Here is a 20,497-nt window from a genome sequence, read left to right on the forward strand (position 1 = left end):
CGTCGACGCGGGACCGGCTCGAGACGGCTCAGGTCTTCGTGAAGCGGGTCGTCACGTCGGCGATCAGAGGGCGCGCGACGATCACGAGGAATGAGATCCACACGACCTGGAACAGCCACAGGACGGCTTCCGTGGTGAAGAACACGGTGGCGACCGCCACGGTGAGGAGCGCGAGTTCTCCGAGGGTCACGGACCACCTCCGTCCGATGTAGAAGGCGGCGAGTCGTGCGGTGTCGCGCCAGCGGAACGAGAAGAACGTCGCGATCAGGAGTGCGTTGACGCCCCACAGCAGGAACAGGACGCCGAGGGTGAGGAGGATGCCCGCGTAGGCGGCCGGGATGCCCGCATCATCGAGCGAAACCATCCCACCCGAGATCAGGGAGAGCGCGGCCATCGCAGGCGTCCACACTCGCAGCGCATCGGACCAGCCCAGTCTCAGACCGCGGAGGAACCTCCGCGCGGGCGCGAGTTCGTCACCTGGCTCTCGCTCGTGCAATGCGAACAGCGCGGCCGACAGCGCAGGTGCCGAGAGCACGAAGCACAGCGGAACGAGAGGCACATTCGACGCACTGCGCTCGAGCAGGAGAAGGAGTGCGACGGTCGGCGACGACCCCGCGCACAGCAGCACCCCGATGACGAGGTGTGTGTACACGAGGGCCGCCGCCCGAGAGAGCACGCCGGATCCGAAACCGTCCGCCTGCGCGGCCTTCCGCGCGTTCGATCCTGTGCTCACCGTCGTCGCCCCTTTCAGGAACCCGTGCCGGCGGCTTCGTTGACGGTCGCGACGAACTCGTCCATGCCCGTCGCGCGAAGCTCCTCGATGTAGGCGTCCCACTCATCGAGCGGCCGGTCCCCCTTGATGAACTGCGCGGTCGCCGTCATGGCGATGTCCTGCAGGTTCGTCTGCGTGATCGAGATCTCTTCGCGCTGCAGGTCGGAGAGCGGCATCGCCGGTCCGGCATCCGCGATCTCCTTCTCGGCGTTCATCGTGTTCTGGAAGTCGGCTACTTCGTCCGTCAGCATCGACAGGAGGAGGTCTGTCGTGGATCCGTGCGAGAGCGACCACACGCCGTTGTAGTAGCCGAAGTCGGTGTTGAGCTGCTTCGGGTCATCACCGGCCTGCGGGTTGACGCCGTTCCAGTCGATGCCGGCCTCGAGCGTGCGCGCGTCGCCGTCGCGGGTGAAGGTCTCGCCCTCGACGCCCCACTTGGCGAACTCGAGCCCTTCGTCGCCGAAGTACTGCCAGTCGATGTACTGCAGGAGCGCTTCGAAGTACGGCTTGTCGGCGGCCGCCGACGAGATCGCGATTCCGGACTCGAACCGTCCGCCGGTCGTCGCGTCCATCATGTTGCCCGCGGGGCCGCCCGGCACGATGATGTTCCGCAGCTCAGCCTCGTCGTTGCCCGTCTCCTCGAGGCCCTGTCGGTAGACGTTGATCTCCTGCGAGTTGGACCCGAGGGCCGCGACCTTGCCCGTGGTCAGCTTCGCGCGTGCCGCGTCGTCGTCCTGCGTCAGCCCGGCTGGGTCGAGCAGTCCGTCCTCCACGAGGCCGTGGAAGTAGGTGACGAGATCTTTGTATCCGTCCTGGGCGCCCGTGTACTCGAACTCGGAGCCGTTCCAGGTCACGCCGTCGCCGAATCCCCAGCCGGCTTCCGTGCCGAAGTTGCCGGCGGCCGCCTGCAGCGTCGCCTCCATCGGGCCGTTGATGCTCCAGCGCTCCGTGTACGGGTAGTCGAGGTCGGGGTTCTCCTGTTGGATGATCGCGAGCTGCTCGGCGAACTCCTCCCACGTCTCGGGATCCTCGAGCCCGGCCTCTTCCCACAGATCAGATCGGATCGCGATGGTGTAGTCGGGCTTCGCCTGTTCGAGCAGCCCGGGGAGGACGAAGAAGTCTCCGTCGGCGTTGCGGGTGCGGTCGAGATCCTCTTCGAGGCCCCACTTCTCGATCTTGTCCTGGAAGTTCGGCATGTAGTCGAGATAGTCCGATACCGGGAGCAGCGCGCCTCCCGCGGTCAGGGCCTGGACGTCGGCGACGTATGTGGAGGGGATGATGTCGGCGGCGTCGCCCGAGCTGATCAGCAGGGCGCGCTTCTGCTCCCAGTCGGACAGCGGGATCGTCTGCATGTCGAAGGTGACACCGTGGTCCTCGTCGAGGTGCGTGAGGATCGACCAGTCGTCCTGCACGGGGTAGTTCGGGTGGTCGCGATACATGAGCCCGAACGTGACGGGTTCGGTCGCCTCGAAGGTGTCGCCGACCCCGAAGTCCTCCATCGCGCCGACCGACTGGTCATCGCCGATGGTGGCATCGCCGTCGGATCCGTCTGGATCTCCCGTGCTGCCTGAGCAGGCGCTCAGGCCGAGAGCGAGAATGGCGGTACCGCTGATCGCGAGCGCCGTGTGTCGGGTTCTCATCTTTCCTCCGGTGCTGTGTGCGTCGCACGCATCGTCGCCTGCGACTGCTCTGTGGTGGTCACGGATCCGGCGCACGGCTCAGCCCTTGACGGAGCCGAGCATCACGCCGGACACGAAGTACTTCTGGATGAAGGGGTAGAGGCAGACGATCGGCAGGACCGTCAGGATCGTCGTGACGGCTTTGACGTTCGCGCCGATCTGAACGGCGTTGTCGCTCAGGCCCTCGCCGGTACCCGTCGCACCCGCGATGATGTTCCTGAGGAAGACGGTGACGGGATAGAGGCTCGGATCGTCCATGTAGAGGAAGGCCTGGAACCACGAGTTCCAGAACGCGACGGCATAGAACAGCACCATCGTCGCGATCACCGCCTTGCTGAGGGGGAGCACGACCCGGAAGAAGATGCCGTAGGTGGACAGCCCGTCGATCGCCGCGGCCTCCTCGAGCTCGGTCGGGAAGGCCTCGAAGAACGCCTTCATCACGAGCAGGTTGAACACGTTGATCGCCTGCGGGAGCACGATCGCCCAGAGTGTGTTCTTGAAGCCGAGCTCCGAGATGAGGATGTAGTTCGGGATCAGGCCGCCGGTGAAGAACATCGTGAAGAGCGCGAGCCCGATGAGGAACGTGCGTCCCTTGAGATGATGCTTGGAGAGCACATAGGCGAAGGTCGTCGTGAGGGCCATCGCGATGATCGTCGCGACGATCGTGTACAGGATCGTGTTGCGGTAGTTGACCCAGAACAGCTCCTGGGACACGACGCTCTCGAGCGTCGTGAGGTTGAATCCGATCGGCCAGAGAAAGACTTCGCCGGCGTTGATCGCGGCCTCCGAGCTGAAGGCTCGCGCGGCGAGGTTGACGAAGGGGTAGAGGGTGACGAGGCCGATGAGCACCAGCACGACCGCGTTCACGACGGTGAAGATGCGGTAGCCGCGAGTTGGCCTGATCTGCCGGGTCGACGCCCGAACTCCGGCGATGTCCGGCGGTGCGGATGAGGTCTCGGGTGTGGTCACCACAGTGAGCTCCCAGTCAGTCGGCGCGAGGCGAAGTTGGCGGTCAGGACGAGAACGAGGCCGACGAGCGCCTCGAACAGGCCGATGGCAGTGGCGTAGCTGGGCTGCCCGGAGGTCAACCCGATGCGGTACACGTACGTCGAGAGCACATCGGCCGTCGGATACGTGAGCGGGTTGTAGAGGAGGAAGATCTTCTCGAACCCGACGGCCATGAACTGGCCGATGTTGAGGATCAGGAGCACCATCATGGTGTGCTGGATTCCCGGCAGTGTGACGTGCCACGTCTGCTGCCAGCGGTTGGCGCCGTCGATGCGGGCCGCCTCGTACAGCTGGTCGTCGATCGTCGTGAGCGCCGCGAGGTAGAGGATCGTTCCCCAGCCGACGGTCTGCCACGCCTCCGAGACGACGTAGACGGTGCGGAACCAGTCCGCCTCCTGCATGAACGCGATGGGATCCCCGCCCATCGCCCGAATCATCGCATTGATGCTGCCGTCGAGCGACGTGAGCTCGAACACGAAGCTCGCGACGATCACGATCGACATGAAGTGCGGCAGGTAGCTGACCGTCTGGACGAGCTTCTTGAACCACCTCACCCGCACCTCGTTGAGGAGGAGCGCGAGGATGATCGGCAGCGGAAACACGATGATCAGGGCAAGTGAGCCGATGATGACCGTGTTCGACAGCGTCTCCCAGAACTTCGCGTCGGAGAGCAGCCGTTCGAAGTACGCAAAGCCCACCCACTGCTCGCCGAAGATGGATCCGCCCGGGATGTAGCGGCGGAACGCGATCACGTTGCCGAGCATCGGCACGTACTTGAACAGGAGCAGGAATGCGATCGGGAGGATCGCGAGCGAGTACAGACGCCAGTCGCGACGGAACGAGCGGCGCCAGCTCGTGCGTTGGCGCCGCACACGACGCGCGCGGTGCTCGACCGTTCGCATCGTCTCGGTCGCGGTGGCCGTCCTGAGGGACATCGAACCTCCTGGTGATCGCACGTCATCGTGCGAACGTCAACGGGAAACCGGTCGAAACTTTCGACATCGATATCGAGCGGCAGTGCCTTGACAGTAGGGGGGAAGTGGCGCGATAGTCAAGCAATTCCGGAAGCCATATTGCGCAAGAATTACGAAAGTCTATTTCGGGCATGCGGTCGATGTGCCGGCCCGAGCGAGAGTGGAGCACACATGACGACCCGCGACACCGCTGACGTGCCGCTGCCGCGATGGGAGCGGGTCGGATCCGCCGCCCGAGTTCTCGTGGATGGCGAGCCGTTCCTCATCCGGGGCGGCGAGCTCGGAAACTCAGCCGCCCACCGCGAATACCTCGCGGGGCGGTGGGACGAGCTCGTGCGTCTCGGCCTCAACACGGTCGTCGCTCCCGCGTACTGGGAGCTGATCGAGCCGCGGGAGGGCGAGTTCGACTGGACGAGCGTGGACGAGCTCCTCGAGGATGCCCGATCGCACGGGATGCGCGTCGTGCTCCTGTGGTTCGGGAGCTGGAAGAACAGCGTCTCCTGCTACGTGCCGGAATGGGTGAAGACGGATTCCGAGCGATTCCCGCGATGTCGTGACAGCCTTGGGCGCGCGCTCGACATCCTCACGCCGTTCAGTGACGAGAACCGCGACGCCGATGCGCGCGCGTTCGCGCAGCTCATGGCGCACCTGCGCGTGCACGATGTGGACCGCACCGTGATCATGGTGCAGGTCGAGAACGAGATCGGCATGATCCCGGAGGCACGTGATCATGGCGATCTCGCGGAGCAGGCATTCCGGTCGGAGATCCCGCCGGAGCTGGCACGCGCGCGGGGTGCGAGCGGCACCTGGGCGGAAGGATCCCTGGAGGGCCCTCTCGGCGCCGAGGTCTTCATGGCGTGGGCCTTCGCGAGGTATGTCGAGCACGTGACGGCTGCGGGTCGGAGCGAGCTGGATCTGCCGATGTACACGAACGCCGCTCTGATCCGGCCGGGCGCAGAGCCCGGGCAGTACCCGAGTGCGGGCCCGCTTCCGCATCTGGCCGACGTCTGGCGGCTCGGTGCGCCGTCGCTCGACTTCCTCGCGCCCGACATCTACTTTCCCGAGTTCGCGGAATGGGCGGGGCGGTACGCCGACAGCGGCAACCCGCTGTTCGTCCCGGAGGCGCTGCGCAGCGTCGAGGCATCCGTCAATGCGCTCTACGCGTTCGGGGCGCACGGCGCCATCGGGTTCTCCGTATTCGGGGTCGAGCAGATCACCGGGCTCGCGGAGCAGCTGCTCCGCGAGAGCTACGACGTGATCCGCCAGCTCTCTCCGCTCATCTCCGCGCACGTCGGAGGCGACACGATGCGCGGGCTGCTGCCGCCGACCGGAGGCCACCGCCCGCCGCATCGCGTGCGGCTGGGCGGGCTCGTTCTGAGCGCGGTCTACGAGCACGCGGTCTCGCCCGGTCTCGCCGACGGCGTCATCAACGAGGCCGACGACCGGCCGAGCGACCAGACGCACCTGCCCGCCGGCGCCATCGTCATCCAGACGGGCGACGACGAGCTCGTCGTCGCGGGGATGGGCGTCACCCTGACCTTCGCCGCGGCCGAAGCGTCGGTCGAGACGATCGGCATCCTGCGGTGCGATGAGGGCGGGATCGATGAGCGAGGCTCGTGGCGCTCGATTCGCCGGCTGAACGGAGACGAGACGCATCAGGGTCGGCACGTGCGGCTGCCGCCGGGATCCTTCTCGATCCAGCGTGTCGCGCTGCATCGCTATCGCTGAGCGGGCACCCCCGTGCTGCTGCGCTCCACGAGCACGGTCGACAGCTCGATGCGCGAGTGTGCGGGCGGACCATCATGGATGTGATCCATGAGCAGGCGCACCGTCTGCTCCGCCATCTGCGCGAGCGGCTGACGCACTGTCGTGAGCGGCGGGGACAGGTATTCGCACAGGAGCGTGTCGTCGAAGCCGACGACGGAGAGGTCGTCGGGGATGCGGAGCCCACGGGCCTGCGCGACGTGGTAGACGCCCATCGCCTCGAGGTCGCTTGCCGCGGCGATCGCGGTCGGCGGATCCTCCAGGTCGAGCAGCGCCTGTGCGCCGGCTTCGCCGCCCGCCACCATGAAGTCGCCGTCGAACGTGAGTGCGGGATCGACCGGGATCCCCGCTCGGCGCAGTGCCGCGCTGTACCCCTCGAAGCGGTCGTGGGCCACGGGTGTGCCGGGCTTGCCTCCGATCAGCCCGATGCGCGTATGGCCGAGGTCGAGCAGGTGCTGGGTCGCGCTGCGCATGCCGGCCCAGTTGGTCGCGCCGACCTGTGCCTCGCCTGTGCCGGCGACGCCCAGCGAGTCGAGGCGGACGATGGGGATGCCGGCGGCGACGAGCCGGGCGAATCCGTCAGACGCCTGCGTTGTGGCGATGATCGCGCCCGCAGCCTTGTGGGAGAGCGTCGCATCGATCCAGTCGTCGATCGAGAACCCCTCGCGGTTCGCATTCGTGAGGACGAGCGACTTGCCGTAGCGCGCGGCCGCGTCTTCGGCGCCGCGCACGATCTCGATCGCCCACAGCGATCCGATGCCGCCGATCAGCAGCTCGATGACTCCGTGGCGGTCGCCTCCGCCCCACGTCGGCCGAGCGAGGTAGCCGAGATCGTGCATGGCCTCGAGGACGCGCTGTCGCGTCTTCTGGGCGACGTCGGATCGCCCGGCGATGGCCTTCGAGACAGTGGGGACCGAGACGCCGGCGGCCTCGGCGATGTCGGCGAGGGTGGGGCGCGAGCCGGCCATGACTTCTCCTCGGGTTCTTCTGACCGTGGGTATTGACGCGAGAACGTCACGGCCTCTACGCTCGAGCGTGCCATGATCGAAACATTTTCGCAAACTCTGATCGAAGAGCAGGACGACGTCGTCCGCATTCTCGCCGACGACGTCGAACTCGCCCACTACGAGCTCCGGCCAGACACCGTGCAGTACGAGTCGCCGAAGCCGTACGTGCACCCGCTACGCACCCGTTCCGGCCGGCTTGTGAGTCTCTTCCGCCCGCACGATCACGTGTGGCACAAGGGCATCTCTCTCGCGCTGCCGAACGTGGGGCCGCACAACTTCTGGGGAGGGCCGACCTACACGCGACGGGCGGGCTGGTACGAGCAGCTCCCCAACAACGGTGCGCAGGAGCACGCCTCGCGTCTCCCCGCGACTGACGGAGTCTATGCCCACGCCCTCGATTGGCGCGCGGAGAACGGATCCCTCGTCTTCTCGGAGGAGCGCCGCCTCACGGTCTCGCTCCTCGACGACGACGCGTGGTCCCTGCGCTGGGAGACGGCGCTGCGCAACGTGTCGGGAGAGGCGATCCGCATGGGGTCTCCGACGACCGAGGGGCGTGAGAACGCGGGCTACGGGGGTGTGTTCTGGCGTGGGCCGCGGTCGTTCAGCGGCGGCGACGTCCTCACGGCGGACGGCGCGGGCGATGCCGAGGACCTGCGCGGGACACGGCACGCGTGGATGGGCTTCGTCGGGCAGCATGACGGCGACGGAGCGACGTCGACCGTCATCATGGCCGATCTCGACCAGACGCCGAAGTGGTTCGTGCGATCGAACATCTTCGCCTGTCTCGGGCCCGCACCGTTCTTCGACGAAGAGGTTCCTGTCGGCGTCGGCGAGACGTACGCCATGCGGTACGACGTCGTGATCGCCGACGGTGCGAGCGACGCCGACCGGGCGGCCGCGCTCGTGGCGTCCGCGCGTACGGCGGGGGACCTCCGATGACGACGCGCGTGGGGATCATCGGAACGGGCGGCATCGCGAACGTGCATGCCGAGAGCCTGTCGCGCCTCAATGGGGCAGCGGAGATCGCGGCGGTCGCCGACATCGACGAGGCGCGTTCGCGCGACTTCGCGGCGAAATGGGGCGGGCGCGTCGACGCGTCGCTCGACGAGATGCTGGAGCGGGGCGGCATCGACATCGTGCACCTGTGCTCGCCGCCAGGGCTCCACGTCGCGCAGGGCGAAGCCGCTCTCGCTGCGGGCGTCTCGGTCCTGAGCGAGAAGCCGCCCGCGCTGTCGCTGGCAGAGCTCGACAGGATCCGCGCCGCCGAGCGTCGCACCGGGGCGAGCTTCGCCACGGTGTCGCAGCACCGCTTCGGTGGTCGCGCGCGATGGCTCGCCGAGCGCACGCGCGACGGCGGGCTCGGGGAGGCGATGACGGCCGTGTGCCACACGCTGTGGTACCGCCCCGACAGCTACTTCGACCTGCCGTGGCGAGGCACGTGGGACAGCGAGGGGGGAGGGCCGACCATGGGGCACGGCATCCACCAGATCGACACGATGCTGTCGATCCTCGGGCCGTGGCGCGAGGTCACGGCGGTCGCCGCCCGTCGGGCACGTCCTGTCGAGACGGAGGACCTGTCGGCGGCGCTCGTGACACTCGAGTCGGGCGCGGTGGTGAGCGTCGTCAACAGCCTGCTCTCTCCGCGCGAGACGAGCTACCTGCGGTTCGACTACACGCATGCCACGGTCGAGCTCGAGCACCTCTACGGCTACGGGGACGATTCGTGGCGGCTCACACCCGCGCCCGACGCCGCCGAGTCTCTCGCCGCCGACTGGGAAGCCAGCGAGATGGGGATCAGCTCCGGCCACGGAGCACAGTTCGCCGAGGTGTATCGCGCGCTCGACGAAGGGCGGCCGCTCCCCGTGACGTCCGCCGACGCTCGCGACACGCTCGAGCTCTTGGCGGCCATCTACGCGTCTGCGTTCGAGCACCGCCCCGTCACCCGCGGCGAGATCGGTGAGGACTCGCCGTTCTACGGTTCGATGCGAGGCTCCGGCGCGCCCTGGGCGTCGCCCGCCCGCACCGCCTGAGGAGGATGCCCATGACATCGAACGTCGAACTGCCCGGTGGCGTGTCGTCGTCGATCCTGCGCGTGTACGACTGGGAGGCCGCCGACTCCGAGCATGGCGGAAGCCCGCACTTCCACACGCTGTCCCGCGAGGGGTACGTCGTCGTCGGCGGGACCGGTCGCGTGCAGACGCTCACGGCGGGCGGCTTCGTCGAGACGCCGCTGGCGCGCGGCGCGGCGGTCGCATTCGACCCGGGGACGGTGCACCGTCTCGTCAACGATGGCGGGCTCGAGATCGTGACGATCATGCAGAACGCGGGGCTCCCCGAGTCGGGCGACGCGGTCATGACGTTCCCGCTCGACGCCCTCGCCAGCGCCGAGACGTACCGTGCTGCAGCCGCCCTCCCCGAGGAGCCCGCCGCACGAGCGGACGCCGCCCGAGCGCGCCGCGATCGCGCGTTCGAGGGGTTCGACGCCTTGCGTCGCGAGGTCGATGCGCGCGGCGGCGAGGCCGCGCTGCGCCCGTACTACGAGCGCGCCGCAGTGCTTGTCGCCGACCGTCTCGAGCGGTGGCGCGCCGTGTGGTCGGACGGGCCGCGTGCGCAGGCCGATCGCACGGGCGCGCAGCTCGACGCCCTCGCCTGCGGCGACGTGTCGCACCTGTTCGAGGCGACCCTCGGATCCGCGACGGCTGCGCCCGAAGAGGCATGGGGGATGTGCGGGAGGCTGACGGTCTGGCCAGACCTGGTCCCGGAGTAGTTCCCGCGAGCTCTTCCCTAGGCTGGGTGCATGAGGAACACCGGGGGATGGATCAGGCGCGCGCTCATCGCGCTCGCCGCAGGCGTGCTGGTTCTGCTCGGAGCGGCGCCCGCCAGCGCCGACGTCGACGACTTCGACTTCGCGAGTCTCGACGTCGTCTACGAGCTGTCGCGCGACGACGAGGGCGCCGGGGTCGTGACGGTGACCGAGACATTCGTCGCCGAGTTCCCCTCCGCCGACCAGAACCGCGGCATGCGGCGCGCGATCCCCGACGCGTACCTCGGCGCTCCGCTCCACCCCACGCTCATCCGCGTGACGGACGAGAACGGGGATCCGCGGCCGGTCGAGACCGAGACCGAGGACGGGTACTACTACGTCACGTCGCGCGCGGATGACTACCTGCACGGCCGGCAGACGTTCGTCTTCACCTACACGCTCGAGAACGTCGGGCGCACGATGGACAACGGCGTCGACGAGTTCTACTGGGATGTCAACGGCGAGGAGTGGCCGCAGTCGTTCGGCACGGTGACGGCCGAGGTCCACGTGGATCCCGAGCTTGCCGCCGAGATGACCGGCGACGCCGCGTGCTACTCCGGATCCACGGGGTCCGACGCACAGTGCGACGCCCGGGTGAACGGGGCGGACGTCGGTGCCGGACCCGTCTCGCTCGGCCCCTACCAGGTGATGACGGTCGCGGTCGGCTTCGAGCCCGGCACCTTCGCCGAGTTCGATTCCTCGCCGTTCGCGTCCGGATGGGCGATCGCGCAGATCGGCACGGCCCTGCTCGCCCTCGGAGCCGTCGTCTGGTCGATCGCGGTGCGCGTCCGCCACCTGCGCGATGCGCCGGGGCGGCCGACGATCATCCCTGAGTACGCCCCGCCTGCCGGCATGGACGCGATGCGCGCGAGCGTGCTGCTGAAGAGGTCGACGAAGGCGGTGCCCGCCGAGATCCTCGAGCAGGCGGTCGGGGGATCCCTGCGGATCCTCGAGAACGAGAAGGGGCTCTTCGGCTCGAAGAAGATGGAGGCCCAGCTGCTCGATCCGCGCCTCGCCGACGCGAACGGGAGGGAGATCCTCGAGGGGCTGTTCCCCGGGCTCGTGGCGGGTGACGTGTTCACATTCGGGAAGTCGAACTCGCAGTTCGCGAAGCGGGCACAGGCCGCGATCAGCCTTGCGAAGAAGAACACGAAGCACCTGCGGCGAAAGGTGTCTCCGGCGTTGATCGCGCCGCCCGTCGTGGCAGCGGTCGTCTTCGGGGGCGCGACCTTCCTCTTCGGCGTCATCGCCGGCGTCAACTACGTCTCTCCGGCGCTGCCGGTTGCGCTCTGCTTCGTCGGCGTCGTGGCGTTCTTCGCTTCCCTCTTCCTCGTCTCGCGTGACCCGCTGACCGAGGCGGGCGCCGAGGCGCGCGACCACCTGCGCGGGCTCGAGATGTTCATGGCGTGGGCGGAAGCCGACCGGATCCGCATGCTCCAGTCGCCCGAGGGCGCCGAGCGCAGCGCGATCGATGCGAACGACCCGGCGCAGGTGCTGCACCTCTACGAGCGTCTCCTCCCGTACGCCGTCATCTTCGGCATGGAGAAGAAGTGGTCGGAGGAGCTCGCCGTGCGGTACGGCGACGGCTCGCCCGGCTGGTACGCGGGATCCGGCGCCTTCAGCGCCGCGGCCTTCTCGTCGGGGATGTCCTCGCTGTCGTCGAGCGCCTCGAGCAGCAGCTCGACCTCCGGTGGATCCAGCGGCGGCGGGTCGGCCGGCGGCGGCGGTGGCGGAGGCGGCGGAGGCGGGGTGTGATCCCACTGGCTCCGGGAGCGCCGCCGTCGCTCAGCCGACCAGGTCGATGAAGTCCTCGAGCGGCAGGCCGTAGTCGATCGCGATGCGGGGCAGGGTGAGCTTGTCGGATCCGGCGTGCACCCGGCCCGTCTCGGTCGTGAGCCCCAGCTCGAAGCCTGCCGCGCGGACCGCCTGCAACGCCGCGTCGTCGTAGTGCCCGAACGGGTAGGCGACGACCTCCTTCGCGTGGAGGAGGTCGGTCGAGGTCTCGAGATCCGAGATGATCTGCTCCGACGACCAGCTGAGCATGCGCCCCCGGCCATCGTCGGCGCGCGTGTGCATGTCGTGCGTGTGCGAGCGCTGCAGCACGAGCTGTGACGGCGTCTGCTCGCGGCCGGACCCCGTGATCACGAAGCTCGTCGCGAGGATCCCGTGCCTCTCCAGCACCGGGATCGCGAGGTCCGACCAGCTGGGATGCACGTCGTCGTCCGTGACGACGACGGATCGCTCCGGCAGCTGAAGATCGCCGTCGATGAATGCCGACAGCTCGCGCCAGCTGGGGTGGTAGAAGCCGCGGTCGGCCAGATGGCCCATCTGTGCGTCGAAGTCGTCGATGTCGGTCGCGAGGCGCTGCAGCGGACCCTCGATCCCCTCGGGGCGCTCCGTGAACAGGTGGTACATCAGCACGGGCACGCCGACATCGGCGCGCGCGACCTCCGCGGGGGTGCGCCAGGCGCCGTGCAGCGGTCGCCGTCGCTCGTCGCATCGCGCGGCGTCGGCGATGTTGACGCGCTCGCGCGTCGCGAGCGTCCCGGCCGCCTCCGCCGACGTGTACCAGCCCGCGAACACCCGGCCATCGCGCACCGGGATGGGCAGCTCGGGGTACGGCTCGTCGGCGGAGACGAGCATCGGACGCTCTTCGACGGCCTCTCCCGCGAACGTCACGGCGCACGCCTGCGGATCCTCGGAAGCGGCGAGCAGCTGCGCGGCCGTGTCCGGTTCCTCGGACTGCTCGGCCGGCGGCGGTGCCGCGGACGGCTCCGGAGGAGCGGTGCCGCGCGTCAGCGCCAGGGCGAGGATCAGTCCGGTGACGACGAGGACGACCGCGGCGAGCACGACGACGGGGCGCGCGGGCATCGCGCGCCGTCCGGGCTCCAGGGGGCGGGGCATCGCGTCCACGGTAGGTCGGCACGCGAGCGTGCGCGAGAGGTTCGGCTGAGAGCGAGGACATCATCTCCGAGAAAGGACATCGAACTCGGTGTCCGACGTCGAAGATGATGTCCTCGCACCGGGGTTCAGCTGGCGAGGGCGTAGCCGAAGGCGCTCGCGACCCCCGCGTTCATGATCTTGCCGCCGCGCACGTTCAGGCCCTTCGCGAGGGCGGGATCCGCGGCGGCCGCCGCGTCCCAGCCGAGGTTCGCCACCTTCTGCACGTAGGGGAGCGTCGCGTTCGTGAGGGCGTGCGTCGACGTGGCGGGCACGGCGCCCGGCATGTTCGCGACGCAGTAGAACACGCTGTCGTGCACGTCGAAGGTCGGGGCGTCGTGCGTCGTCGGGTGCGACCCCTCGAAGCAGCCGCCCTGGTCGATCGCGATGTCGACGAGAACGGATCCGGCCCGCATTCCCGCGACCATGTCGTCGGTCACGAGCTTCGGCGCGGCGGCGCCGGGGATGAGGACGGACCCCACGACGAGGTCGGCATCCGCCAGCGCCTCGGCGATCGCGTAGCGCGTCGAGTGGCGTGTGACGAGGCCGTTGCCGTAGCGCGCCTCGAGCTCGCGCAGACGCGGCAGGTCGACGTCGAGCACCGTGACCCGCGCGCCGAGCCCGAGTGCGTTGGCGATCGCGTGCTCGCCGGCGACGCCGCCGCCGATGACGACGACGTTCGCCCGCGGAACGCCCGCGACGCCGCCGAGGAGGGCGCCGCGCCCGCCGTGCGCCCGCATCAGGTGGTAGGCGCCGACGGTGATCGAGAGGCGACCGGCGACCTCGCTCATCGGCGTGAGGAGGGGCAGCGAGCGGTCGTCGAGCTGCACGGTCTCGTACGCGACGGCCGTGGTGCCGGCGCGCACGAGCGCGTCCGTCAGGGGCTGGTTCGCCGCGAGGTGCAGGTATGTGAACAGGGTGAGATCGTCTCGCAGGAAGCCGTACTCGCGTTCGATCGGCTCCTTCACCTTGAGCACGAGATCGGCGGCGCCCCACGTCGCGGCGGCGTCGGGCAGGATCGTCGCACCTGCCGTCTCGTAGTCGTGGTCGGAGATGCGGGAGCCGTCGCCGGCGCCCGCCTGCACGAACACCTCGTGACCGCCGTGCACGAGCGCATCGACGCCCGCGGGCGTCACGGCGACGCGATCTTCGCTGTTCTTCACCTCGGTCGGGATCGAGATCCTCATGGCTGCTCCTCGCGTTGTGGCGGACGACACAAGGAGGTTCGCAGAAGATTCGTGAGGTTTCACCACCAGCGGCAGATCCTTCTGTACGAGGCGCGATTCGCCTACGATTCACGGTATGAAGAGTGCCGGATCCGACCTTCCCGCGAAGAATCTTCAGCCCGTCGAACTCGACGATCTCGATCGCCGAATCGTGCGGATCCTCAGTCGCGACGGCCGCACGACGAACGCCGATCTCGCCGCGGCTCTCGACATCGCGCCGTCGACCGCGCATGCCCGCACCCGGTCGCTCGTCGACCGGGGCGTGATTCGCGGATTCCACGCGAGCATCGACCACCAGCGCCTCGGGCGGGGGCTGCAGGCGATGATCGGCGTGACTCTGCGCGGCGGCACGCGCCACGACAGCATCATCACGTTCATCGACGAGGTGAAGCAGCTCCCGCAGGTGCTGCAGCTGTTTTTCCTCGGCGGTCCCGACGACTTCATGGTGCACATCGCTGTGGCCGACTCGAGCGAGGTGCGGCAGTTCGTCGTCGAGAACCTCTCGACGGAGCCGTTCGTGGCCTCCACGCGCACGAGCATCATCTTCGAGTACCACCGCCGCGGCGTGGCGGCGGGGTTCCGGTAGGGGCCGCCTACGGCACCGTGATCTCGATGTCGTCGCCGTACGCGAACAGGGAGCCGCCGCCGGTCTGGCCGTCCTCGAACACGTACTCGAACTCGAGCATCTTCCCGTCGTCGTCGATCCACCACGTCTCGGTGCGGTCGTCAGAGGTCAGTTCGTAACCGCGCGCCATGACGCCGTCGATCTCGCGCGCGTCGACCTTCTCGACGTCGGTCGCCGCGTCGGCGAAGTCCTCCTGAACCTGCGCCCAATCCCAGATCATCGCGAACTCTGCGGGGTCGATGCTGTCGCTCTGTGCGGGGCCGGTCGGAGGCTGCTCGAGCCAGTACTCGCCATCGATGACCCACTCCTCCTTCTCCTCACCCGTCGTCGTCGTCGCGACGTGGATCGCTGCGACATCGCCCTCTTCGTAGACGGCGGCGCCCTCGAAGGACTCGTCGGGCGTCGTCATGCGGAACTGCACGGATCCGGCGTCGCGGATCGCGTCGGCCGTGGTCTCGCCGATCGTCTCGAGTGTTGTGTCGTCGGCACTGCACCCGGCGACCGCTGTCAGGGCACCCGTCAGGGCGAGTGCGCCGAGGAGTCGTCGGCCGCCGGTGGTCCTCGTTCCTCTCGCGCTCATGCCGACATCGTATGAGGGTGCACCGGTCTACGCTGACGTCATGTCGGGTGGGAAGAAGGGCAAGACGAAGCCCAAGAAGAAGTGCTGCAAGTCGACGCCTCGCTGCAAGCGCTGCCCGATCCGCATGCTCGCGGAAGGTCGACTCGCCCCGGAGGACGCGAAGGAGATCTTCGCGAAGGCCCGCAACCGCAAGCAGGCGAAGAAAGCGCACCTCGACATCCCCGGAGGATGACGGGCCGCGTGGTCACTCGGCGCGGTGGGTGTGGATCCGCTCCCCGTCGATGCTGAAGATGCTGAGAACCTCGGCGGGGCCGTCGGCTGTTGCGCTGAGGCTGTGCGGGGTCTGGGTCTCGAACTCCGCCGCCTCTCCCGGGGTGAGGATGTGCTCGTGTCCGTCGAGAGCGAGGCGCAGCCGGCCGCTCAGGACGTAGAGCCACTCGTACCCGTTGTGCACGCGCGGCGCGGGCGCCTCATCGGTGGGCGGATACGTCACCTTGAAGGTCTTCATCGGCGACTGCTCGAGGGTGAGCGGGGCGATGGTCATGCCGTCGCGCCGCTCGACGGAGCGGCGCACGCGCGGATCCGTCGCGGGCGCGGGCAGCAGGTCGTCGATGCGCAGGCCGAGCTGCCGGGTGAGGGGCAGGAGCAGCTCGAGCGACGCCTGCCGTTTTCCGGACTCGAGGCGGGACAGCGTGCTCGGCGACATGCCGGCTCGCCGAGCGAGCTCGTCGAGCGTCCAGTCGCGTGCGCGACGGGCGGCGCGGAGTCGGGGGCCGATCTGATCGAGGGCGTCCATGATTCCATCTTGCCATTTCCGCAAGAACCTTTGCCAGTATCGCCTGACGGGCTGATCATGGTTCCATGACGAACGAATGGGATGCCGTGATCATCGGCGGAGGCATCGCGGGGCTGAGTGCCGCGCAGATGCTCGGGCGGTCGCGCCGGCGCACGCTCGTGATCGACGCGGGCGAGCCCCGCAACCGATTCGCCGCGCACATGCACGGCGTGCTCGGCCACGACGGAAAGGATCCGGCAGAGCTGCTCGAGGTCGGACGTGCCGAGGCGCGCGGCTACGGCGTCGAGTTCGCGGCGGGTTCCGTCGCCGAGCTCGTCGACGAGGGGCCGCGGATCCGCGTGGTGCGCGCCGACGGAGCGGTCGACACGGCGCGCGCGGTCATCATCACGACGGGCGTGCGCGACGACCTGCCCGACGTGCCCGGTCTGGCCGAGGAGTGGGGTCGCACCGTGCTGCACTGCCCGTACTGCCACGGATGGGAGGTCGCGGATACGCGGCTCGCCGTGCTGGCGACGTCGCCGATGAGCCTGCATCAGGCGGATCTGGTGCGGCAGCTCTCGGACGACGTCACGGTGTTCACCGCCGCCGCGGAGCCGCTCGACGAGGAGGCGGCCGTGCGGCTCGCCGCGCGCGGGGTCCGCATCGAACGGGCCCCCGTCGCGCAGGTTCGTCGCGCGGAATCCGGCCTCGTGGTCACGACGAACGGCGGCGCCGAGTACGGCGTCGATGCCATCTTCACGGGCGGAGCCCCCGAGCTCGACCTGGCCTTCGCGGCGTCGTTCGAGCTGGCGCGCACGGAGGCGCCCGGGGATCCGCTCGCCGTCGACATGCTCGGCCGCACGAGCCACCCGCGCATCTTCGCGGCCGGCAACGTCACGGCGCCGTTCGCGAACGTGCCGGTCGCGATGGGTGCAGGATCGATGGCCGGGGCCGGGGTGAACGCCGCCCTGGTGGCGCAGGATGCCGACGCCGCTGTCGCCGCGCGCGCCGCCGAGCGGAATGCGGCGTGGGAGGAGCGATACGCCGCGGAGGATCGATTCTGGACGGGCCGAGTGAACGCCACCGTCGCCGATGTCGTGCGCGCGCTTCCGCCGGGCACCGCCCTCGACGTCGGAGCCGGCGAGGGCGGCGACGCCGTGTGGCTCGCGGGAAACGGCTGGCGCGTGCAGGGAGTCGACGTCTCGGCCACGGCGGTTCGTCGGGCGTCGGTGTTCGCGCAGGAGCGCGGCGTCGACGTCGACTTCCGCGTCGGCGACGGCGCGGCGTCGGTCGACGGCACGTTCGACCTCGTGCTCACCACGTTCCTGCACTCCTGGGAACCCGACTTCCCGCGGATCCGGCTGCTGCGCGAGGCCGCGTCGCGCGTCGCGCCCGGCGGACACCTGCTGGCGGTCTCGCACGCCGCACCGCCGCCCTGGGTGTCGGAGATGCCCGCGCACGCGCCGGTCATGCGTGCACCGGATGAGGAGCTCGCCCTGCTGGGGCTGGACCCTCAGGTCTGGCACCCCGCGCTGGTCGAGACACGCGCGCGAGAGGTGACGGCGCCCGACGGCACTGCCGCGCACCTCGACGACGGGGTGCTGCTTCTTCGGCGGCTCGAGTGAGGCGCTGACGTCTGAGGCTGGCAGAGGTGCGCACCAATACGACTGTGCGGGTGGCGGCGGAACGCGAGTCCGGCCGCCACCCGCGCGATTCAACTCTGTTGCTCGCCGCCGCCCTCGATCATCCAGCTGACGCCGAAGCGGTCGGTGAGCTGCCCGAACCAGCTGCCCCACGGCGCCTTCGCCCAGGGCATCGTGACGCTGCCACCCGCGGACAGGCCCTCGAAGGCCCCGGCGAGCTCGTCGGCGTCGTCGCCGTAGAGGATGACGTCGATGCGCGATCCGCCGTCCGATCCCTCGGGGGTGTCGGCGGCCATGATCGTGGCGCCGCCCGGCAGCTCGAGCTGGCTGTGCATGACCCACTCGGGGTCGCCCTCCATCTCCGCCATCGGCATGTCCTTGTAGCGCGTGAGATCGAGCGTGCCGCCGAGCACGCTCTGGTACAGCGTCATCGCCTCCTCGGCATCTCCGCTGAAGCCGATGTACGACGTGATCTTGACAGGCATGGTGAACCCCTCCGTCCGGCCGGACCGTGTGCCCGGCGCCCGAGAGGATCCTCACGTGAACCCCTGACAAACGAAAGAGGGTTCACGAATCCGTCACGGAAGGGTCAGGCGCGAGGTGCGTGCGCGCTGAAGGGGCAGCGTGGAAGGATCGAACGCATGTCGATCCTCACCCACGACGTGCTCGTCTTCCAGCAGACGAGGAACTTCTCGAAGAACGACTTCGCGATCATGGACGGCCAGGGTCAGCAGATCGCGCACGTCGAGACCGGCGGCAGCACGATGGGCCGGATGTTCATGGGGGCGCGTGAGCTCACCGTGTTCGACGGCCCCGGCAATCCGCTCATCCACATCAGGGACACCGTGACGTTCGGCCGCGACCGCATGGAGATCCTCGACGCCGACGGCACGCTGCTCGCGAACCTCGTCAAGCGCATCGCCTTCTTCAAGACCCACGTCACGCTCGACGTGCAGGGCGAGGAGATCCACCTCGAGGGCAACATCTTCGGCTTCGACTTCCAGATCGTCGGCCAGTACGGCGTCATGGCATCCGCCTCCCGCCAGTGGTCCGGCATGGGCGCCGCGCTCATGGGCATGTCGACCTACGGCGTGCAGCTGGCGCCGAATCTCACGGAGACGCAGCGCAAGGCGATCATCGGCGCGACGCTCGCGCTCGATCTCATCCGCGAGAAGCAGAGCAGGGGCTGACACCGCCGTTCCGGCACGCGACAGGGGCCCCGAGGATCTCTCGGGGCCCCTGTCGCGCCTCGCGCGTCAGTCGGTGCCGGTGTCGAACGCGGCGCCCTCACCCGCGCTGTCGATCGCGTCGGCCGCCGCGGAGTCGACCGGGGTCGCGCTCTTCGTGATCTGCTTCGCCTCGCCCTGCTCGAGGGTGCCGATGAGCTCGGCGGTCGTGCCGCCGATCATGCCCCGTGAGACGTACCCCTCCAGGCGGGCGCGCGAGTCGGCGATGTCGAGGTTGCGCATCGTGAGCTGTCCGATGCGGTCGCCGGGGCCGAAGGCGGCGTCCTCGACGCGCTCCATCGACAGCTTCTCGCCCGCATACGACAGGGCGGGGCCGGTCGTGTCGAGGATCGTGTAGTCCTCGCCGCGGCGCAGGCGCAGTGTGACGGTGCCGGAGATCTCGGATCCGACCCACTTCTGAATCGACTCGCGGAGCATGAGCGACTGCGGCTCGATCCAGCGGCCCTCGTACATGAGGCGACCGAGGCGGCGGCCCTGCTCGTGGTACGTCGCGAGGGTGTCGTCGTTGAGGATCGCGTTCGCGAGGCGCTCGTACGCGATGTAGAGCAGCGCCATGCCTGGGGCCTCGTAGATGCCACGGCTCTTCGCCTCGATGATGCGGTTCTCGATCTGATCGCTCATGCCGAGCCCGTGTCGTCCGCCGATCTCGTTCGCCTTCATGACGAGCTGCACGGCGTCGGAGAACTCGTCGCCGTTGATCGCGACCGGACGGCCCTGATCGAAGGTGATCGTGACATCCTCGGTCGCGATCTCGACGGACGGATCCCAGAACTTCACGCCCATGATCGGCTCGACCGTCTCGAGCGACACGTTCAGATCCTCGAGCGTCTTCGCCTCGTGGGTCGCGCCCCAGATGTTCGCGTCGGTCGAGTACGCCTTCTCGGCCGAATCGCGGTACGGGTAGCCGTGCTCCACGAGCCACTCGCTCATGCCCTGGCGACCGCCGAGCTGCTGGACGAAGTCGGCGTCGAGCCAGGGCTTGTAGATGCGCAGGCGCGGGTTGGCGAGCAGCCCGTAGCGGTAGAAGCGCTCGATGTCGTTGCCCTTGTAGGTGGATCCGTCGCCCCAGATGTCGACGCCGTCCTCCTTCATGGCGCGCACGAGCAGCGTGCCGGTGACGGCACGGCCGATCGGCGTCGTGTTGAAGTAGGTGCGTCCGGCGCTGCGGATGTGGAAGGCACCGCACGCGAGCGCGGAGAGGCCCTCCTCGACCATGAGGGGCTTGCAGTCGATCAGGCGCGACTTCTCGGCGCCGTACTCGAGCGCGCGGCTCGGAATCGATGCGATGTCGTCTTCGTCGTACTGGCCGAGATCGCCCGTGTACGTGAAGGGGACGGCTCCGGCGTCGCGCATCCACGCGACAGCGCAGGAGGTGTCGAGACCTCCGGAGAAGGCGATGCCGACGCGCTCGCCGACGGGCAGGTTCTCAAGGACATTCGACATGCCGCCAATCC

At 68.8% G+C, this 20,497-nt stretch carries 20 protein-coding genes; 9 read left to right on the forward strand and 11 right to left on the reverse strand.

The annotated features are described in order from the left end of the window. Positions 1–28: 28 nt before the first annotated feature. The 4 genes from KOL93_RS07375 to KOL93_RS07390 all read right to left on the reverse strand — a co-directional run bounded on the left by KOL93_RS07375 (position 29) and on the right by KOL93_RS07390 (position 4,394). On the reverse strand, positions 29–733 hold the full coding sequence (locus KOL93_RS07375) for a glycosyltransferase (protein WP_221584697.1): 705 nt from the start codon (positions 731–733) through the stop codon (positions 29–31). A gap of 14 nt (positions 734–747) precedes the next feature. Next, positions 748–2,412 (reverse strand): type 2 periplasmic-binding domain-containing protein, encoded by a 1,665-nt coding sequence (locus KOL93_RS07380; protein WP_221584698.1) that lies wholly within the window; start codon positions 2,410–2,412, stop codon positions 748–750. A gap of 78 nt (positions 2,413–2,490) precedes the next feature. Next, positions 2,491–3,384 (reverse strand): carbohydrate ABC transporter permease, encoded by an 894-nt coding sequence (locus KOL93_RS07385; protein ID WP_374107116.1) that lies wholly within the window; start codon positions 3,382–3,384, stop codon positions 2,491–2,493. Positions 3,385–3,416: 32 nt separating this feature from the next. After that, a complete protein-coding gene (locus KOL93_RS07390) occupies positions 3,417–4,394 on the reverse strand; it encodes an ABC transporter permease (protein ID WP_221584700.1) in 978 nt (325 codons plus the stop codon). A gap of 210 nt (positions 4,395–4,604) precedes the next feature. On the opposite strand from KOL93_RS07390, the gene KOL93_RS07395 reads away from it, so the two are divergent. Beyond that, positions 4,605–6,161 (forward strand): DUF5597 domain-containing protein, encoded by a 1,557-nt coding sequence (locus KOL93_RS07395; RefSeq protein ID WP_221584701.1) that lies wholly within the window; start codon positions 4,605–4,607, stop codon positions 6,159–6,161. Here the strand turns inward: KOL93_RS07395 and KOL93_RS07400 are convergent. Further along, a complete protein-coding gene (locus KOL93_RS07400; protein ID WP_221584702.1) occupies positions 6,152–7,165 on the reverse strand; it encodes a LacI family DNA-binding transcriptional regulator in 1,014 nt (337 codons plus the stop codon). The two genes, KOL93_RS07395 and KOL93_RS07400, sit on opposite strands and share 10 nt — an antisense overlap. 72 nt (positions 7,166–7,237) lie before the next feature. Here KOL93_RS07400 and KOL93_RS07405 point away from each other — a divergent pair, with 72 nt between their 5' ends. The 4 genes from KOL93_RS07405 to KOL93_RS07420 are packed head-to-tail and all read left to right on the forward strand — an operon-like array spanning position 7,238 to position 11,762. After that, the gene (locus KOL93_RS07405) at positions 7,238–8,143 is read left to right on the forward strand and encodes a DUF6807 domain-containing protein (RefSeq protein ID WP_221584703.1); all 906 of its coding nucleotides are present in this window, start codon (positions 7,238–7,240) and stop codon (positions 8,141–8,143) included. Continuing rightward, positions 8,140–9,234: a Gfo/Idh/MocA family protein gene (locus tag KOL93_RS07410; protein ID WP_221584704.1), complete on the forward strand. Its 1,095-nt coding sequence runs from the start codon at positions 8,140–8,142 to the stop codon at positions 9,232–9,234. Before KOL93_RS07405 ends, KOL93_RS07410 begins: the two co-directional genes overlap by 4 nt. A gap of 11 nt (positions 9,235–9,245) precedes the next feature. Then, positions 9,246–9,971, forward strand: a complete 726-nt coding sequence (locus KOL93_RS07415; RefSeq protein WP_221584705.1) for a cupin domain-containing protein — start codon at positions 9,246–9,248, stop codon at positions 9,969–9,971. A 30-nt stretch (positions 9,972–10,001) separates the two neighbouring features. Then, the gene (locus KOL93_RS07420) at positions 10,002–11,762 is read left to right on the forward strand and encodes a DUF2207 domain-containing protein (protein ID WP_221584706.1); all 1,761 of its coding nucleotides are present in this window, start codon (positions 10,002–10,004) and stop codon (positions 11,760–11,762) included. A 30-nt stretch (positions 11,763–11,792) separates the two neighbouring features. Here KOL93_RS07420 and KOL93_RS07425 read toward each other — a convergent pair whose 3' ends face one another. Together KOL93_RS07425 and ald are read right to left on the reverse strand one after the other, a co-directional pair. Then, the gene (locus tag KOL93_RS07425) at positions 11,793–12,911 is read right to left on the reverse strand and encodes a polysaccharide deacetylase family protein (RefSeq protein WP_260406058.1); all 1,119 of its coding nucleotides are present in this window, start codon (positions 12,909–12,911) and stop codon (positions 11,793–11,795) included. A 125-nt stretch (positions 12,912–13,036) separates the two neighbouring features. Continuing rightward, positions 13,037–14,134 (reverse strand): alanine dehydrogenase, encoded by a 1,098-nt coding sequence (gene ald / locus KOL93_RS07430; protein ID WP_221584707.1) that lies wholly within the window; start codon positions 14,132–14,134, stop codon positions 13,037–13,039. 115 nt (positions 14,135–14,249) lie between these two features. On the opposite strand from ald, the gene KOL93_RS07435 reads away from it, so the two are divergent. After that, positions 14,250–14,759, forward strand: coding sequence for an Lrp/AsnC family transcriptional regulator (locus tag KOL93_RS07435; RefSeq protein WP_221584708.1), 510 nt, complete (start codon positions 14,250–14,252; stop codon positions 14,757–14,759). Positions 14,760–14,766: 7 nt separating this feature from the next. Here the strand turns inward: KOL93_RS07435 and KOL93_RS07440 are convergent, their stop codons facing one another. Next, positions 14,767–15,378, reverse strand: coding sequence for a hypothetical protein (locus KOL93_RS07440; RefSeq protein ID WP_221584709.1), 612 nt, complete (start codon positions 15,376–15,378; stop codon positions 14,767–14,769). A 40-nt stretch (positions 15,379–15,418) separates the two neighbouring features. Between KOL93_RS07440 and KOL93_RS07445 the strand changes: the two genes are divergently transcribed. Further along, positions 15,419–15,610: a hypothetical protein gene (locus tag KOL93_RS07445; RefSeq protein WP_221584710.1), complete on the forward strand. Its 192-nt coding sequence runs from the start codon at positions 15,419–15,421 to the stop codon at positions 15,608–15,610. A gap of 12 nt (positions 15,611–15,622) precedes the next feature. Here the strand turns inward: KOL93_RS07445 and KOL93_RS07450 are convergent, their stop codons facing one another. After that, positions 15,623–16,174, reverse strand: a complete 552-nt coding sequence (locus tag KOL93_RS07450) for a helix-turn-helix domain-containing protein (RefSeq protein WP_221584711.1) — start codon at positions 16,172–16,174, stop codon at positions 15,623–15,625. A 65-nt stretch (positions 16,175–16,239) separates the two neighbouring features. Here KOL93_RS07450 and KOL93_RS07455 point away from each other — a divergent pair, with 65 nt between their 5' ends. Beyond that, a complete protein-coding gene (locus tag KOL93_RS07455; protein ID WP_221584712.1) occupies positions 16,240–17,778 on the forward strand; it encodes a bifunctional NAD(P)/FAD-dependent oxidoreductase/class I SAM-dependent methyltransferase in 1,539 nt (512 codons plus the stop codon). 89 nt (positions 17,779–17,867) lie between these two features. Here the strand turns inward: KOL93_RS07455 and KOL93_RS07460 are convergent, their stop codons facing one another. Then, on the reverse strand, positions 17,868–18,281 hold the full coding sequence (locus KOL93_RS07460; protein ID WP_221584713.1) for a VOC family protein: 414 nt from the start codon (positions 18,279–18,281) through the stop codon (positions 17,868–17,870). 156 nt (positions 18,282–18,437) lie between these two features. Here KOL93_RS07460 and KOL93_RS07465 point away from each other — a divergent pair, with 156 nt between their 5' ends. Next, on the forward strand, positions 18,438–18,986 hold the full coding sequence (locus tag KOL93_RS07465) for an LURP-one-related/scramblase family protein (protein WP_221584714.1): 549 nt from the start codon (positions 18,438–18,440) through the stop codon (positions 18,984–18,986). A gap of 66 nt (positions 18,987–19,052) precedes the next feature. On the opposite strand, the gene argG is transcribed toward KOL93_RS07465, so the two are convergent. Further along, a complete protein-coding gene (gene argG / locus KOL93_RS07470) occupies positions 19,053–20,486 on the reverse strand; it encodes an argininosuccinate synthase (protein WP_221584715.1) in 1,434 nt (477 codons plus the stop codon). Positions 20,487–20,497 lie beyond the last annotated feature (11 nt).

This window comes from Microbacterium salitolerans, assembly GCF_019720895.1.
GTDB lineage: Bacteria > Actinomycetota > Actinomycetes > Actinomycetales > Microbacteriaceae > Microbacterium.